Consider the following 3,332-nt stretch of genomic DNA (forward strand, 5'->3'; position numbering starts at 1 on the left):
CCGCCACGCCCTGCGCAACTCGCTCGTCACCGTCATCACGGTGCTCGGCCTGCAACTCGGCATGCTCATCTCCGGCGCCGTCGTCACCGAGCAGGTATTCGTCCTGCCCGGCTTCGGAAAGCTCACCATCGACGCGGTCTTCACCCGCGACTACGCGATGGTCCAGGGCGTCGTGCTCTTCACCTCGGCCGCCTACATCCTGATCAACCTGCTCGTCGACCTCCTCTACTCGGTCGTCGACCCCCGCATCCGGCTGGGAGGCTCCCGATGACGGCCCTCGACACCGCCGCCGCGCCCACGAAGGCGCCGACCGCGCCCGTCGCCGAGAAGCACCCCGGGCGGGCCGCGAGCCTGTGGCGCAAGCTGCGCCGCAACAAGCTCGCCCTCACCGGCACCGTGCTCGCCGCGCTCTTCGTTCTCGTCGCACTGCTCTCCGGGATCCTCACCCCGTACGACCCGGCGCAGCCCGACTTCGACAACGCGCTCGCCGCGCCCAGCGGCGCCCACTGGCTCGGCACGGACGACCTGGGACGCGACCAGCTGTCCCGCGTCCTCGTCGGCGTCACCGCGTCGATGCAGGTCGGCGTCCTCGCCGTCGTGCTCGCGTTCGTGGTCGCCGTGCCGCTCGGCCTGCTCGCCGGCTACTTCGGCAAGTTCGCCGACACGGTCGTCTCGCGGCTCACCGACACGATGCTCGCGTTCCCCTTCCTGGTGCTCGCCGTCGGCCTCGCCGCCGTTCTCGGCCCGTCCCTGAAGAACGCCACCATCGCCATCGGCATCTCGCAGATCCCCGCGATCGTGCGGATCACCCGCGCCGAGACACTGCGCCTCAAGCACCTCGACTACGTGGGCGCCGCCATCGCCAACGGAGCGGGCAACGGCACCATCCTCTTCCGCCACATCCTGCCGAACGCGACCTCCGCGCTCATCGTGCAGGCGACCGTCGGCATCCCGTCGGCGATCATCGGCGAGGCCGTGCTCAGCTTCCTCGGCCTCGGCGTCCAGCCCCCGTCGCCCTCGCTCGGCGTGATGCTGTCCTCCGCCCAGCCGTTCATCGCCGACGCCCCCTGGATGGCCGTCTTCCCCGGCCTCGTCATCGTGCTCGCCACGCTGGCGTTCAACCTGCTCGGCGACGGCGTCCGCGACATCCTCGACCCCCGTGGAGGCTCCCGGTGACCGCCACACAGAAGCCGGCCGAGCCGGTCCTCAGCGTCCGTGACCTGACCGTCGACTTCCACGGACCCGACTCCGTCGTCCACGCCGTCGACGGCGTCTCCTACGACCTCCACCCCGGGGAGGTCCTCGCGGTCGTCGGCGAGTCCGGCTGCGGCAAGTCCGTCACGTCCATGGCCGTGATGGGCCTGCTTCCGCCCACCGCCCGCATCGGCGGCTCCGTGACCCTCGACGGGCAGGAACTCGTCGGCGCGAGCGAGCGCACCTGGCGCTCGCTGCGCGGCCGCCGGCTCTCCATGATCTTCCAGGAGCCGATGACCTCGCTGAACCCGGTGCTCACCGTCGGGCGGCAGATCACCGAGGTGCTGATCCACCACCAGAAGCTGAGCAAGAAGGACGCGCGCGCCCGCGCGATCGAACTGCTCGACCTCGTCGGCATCCCGGCCCCCGCCAAACGGGTCGACGAGTACCCGCACCAGCTCTCCGGCGGCATGCGCCAGCGCGTCATGATCGCCATCGCGGTCGCCTGCGACCCGGCCGTCCTCATCGCCGACGAGCCGACGACCGCCCTCGACGTCACCGTGCAGGCCGGCATCCTCGACGTGCTCAAGTCGCTGCGCGACCGGCTCGGCACCGCGATCGTGCTCATCACGCACGACCTCGGCGTCGTCGCCGAGACCGCCGACCGCGTCCTCGTCATGTACGCGGGCCGGCCCGTCGAACAGGCCCCGGCCGAGGAACTGTTCGCGCACCCGAGCCACCCGTACACGCGCGGGCTGCTCGGGGCGGTGCTGCGGCCCGGCAGCCGGACCGCCGACGGGCGCGCCCGGCTCAACGAGATCCCCGGGCTCGTGCCCGACCTGCGCAAGCAGCCCGACGCCTGCTCGTTCGCGCCGCGCTGCACCTTCGCGCAGGACGACTGCCGCGGGGGCCGTCCGGAGCTGCGGACCCTGTCCGGTGCGCACCGGATCGCCTGCCACCACCCGGCGGGCGCGGGCGGGCGCGGGCGCGTGCCCGGCTCCGCGTCCACGACAGAGGAGGTCTCCCGATGACCGGGACCCCCGTCCTCGAGGTCCGCGACCTCCAGCGTCACTTCCCGTCCGCGTCCGGCACGGTCAAGGCCGTCGACGGCGTCTCGCTGACCATCGGCCCCGGCGAGGTCGTCGGGCTCGTCGGCGAGTCCGGCAGCGGCAAGTCGACGGTGGGCCGCTGCGTGGTTCGTCTCGACACCCCGACCGGCGGCGAGGTCGTCATCGACGGCACCGACGTCACGACGCTGTCCCCGCGCGCCATGCGGCCGCTGCGCAAGAAGGTCCACCTGGTCTTCCAGGACCCGTCCTCCTCGCTCAACCCGCGCATGACGATCCGCCAGATCATCGCCGAGCCGCTACGGCTGCACGGCCTGGCGAACCGGGCCGAGGCCTCCGCCCGCGTCGACGAACTGCTCCGCCAGGTCGGCCTGCGCCCCGAACTCGCCGACCGCACCCCGCACCAGCTCTCCGGCGGACAGCGCCAGCGCGTCTCCATCGCGCGGGCCCTGTCCGTCGAGCCGGCGCTGCTCATCGCGGACGAGCCCACGTCCGCGCTCGACGTGTCGGTCCAGGCCTCCGTCCTGAACCTGCTCGCCGACCTGCAGAAGGAACGCGGTTTCGGCTGCCTGTTCATCACGCACGACCTGGCCGCGGTCGAGTACCTCGCGGACCGGATCGCCGTGATGTACCTCGGGCGGATCGTCGAACTCGCCCCGGCGGTGGAGCTGTTCGCCGATCCGAAGCATCCGTACACGCAGGCGCTGCTCTCGGCCGCGCCGGTGCCGGATCCGCAGGAGCAGCGCGAACGCTCCCGGATCGTGCTCGGCGGCGACCTGCCGAGCCCCCTGGACCCGCCGCCCGGCTGCCACTTCAACACGCGCTGCCCCCTGGCGACGGACCGCTGCCGCACGGAGTCCCCGGCCCTGCGCACCCTCCCCGACGGCCGCCAGGTGTCCTGCCACCTCGTGTCCGAGGACGGCACGGCCCCGAACGCGAAGTCGGCCTGACCCGACCTCGGAGTACGCGAAGTCCCCTGGGGCCCAAACCAAATTCGGGGCCGGGGCCGTGGGAGTGCCTCCCCGCCCCCCCCCGGGGGGCGGGGCCCCGGAGGGGGGCGGGGGACCGCGC

General features: G+C 72.8%; 4 protein-coding genes. All 4 read left to right on the forward strand.

What is annotated here, in order from left to right:
- Positions 1-271 (forward strand): ABC transporter permease subunit (locus tag ACFW9D_RS23065; protein WP_384624314.1); only part of this gene is annotated, 271 nt, incomplete at its 5' end.
- Positions 268-1,176, forward strand: a complete 909-nt coding sequence (locus ACFW9D_RS23070) for an ABC transporter permease (protein ID WP_384624316.1) — start codon at positions 268-270, stop codon at positions 1,174-1,176. The genes ACFW9D_RS23065 and ACFW9D_RS23070, both read left to right, overlap by 4 nt.
- A complete protein-coding gene (locus ACFW9D_RS23075) occupies positions 1,173-2,225 on the forward strand; it encodes an ABC transporter ATP-binding protein (RefSeq protein ID WP_384624318.1) in 1,053 nt (350 codons plus the stop codon). The genes ACFW9D_RS23070 and ACFW9D_RS23075 overlap by 4 nt, the downstream gene beginning before the upstream one ends.
- Positions 2,222-3,211 carry an ABC transporter ATP-binding protein gene (locus tag ACFW9D_RS23080; protein WP_188340590.1) on the forward strand — a complete coding sequence of 330 codons (990 nt, stop codon included), beginning with the start codon at positions 2,222-2,224 and terminating at the stop codon, positions 3,209-3,211. The genes ACFW9D_RS23075 and ACFW9D_RS23080 overlap by 4 nt, the downstream gene beginning before the upstream one ends.
- Positions 3,212-3,332 lie beyond the last annotated feature (121 nt).

Source organism: Streptomyces sp. NPDC059524, assembly GCF_042749255.1.
Lineage (GTDB): Bacteria > Actinomycetota > Actinomycetes > Streptomycetales > Streptomycetaceae > Streptomyces > Streptomyces xanthii.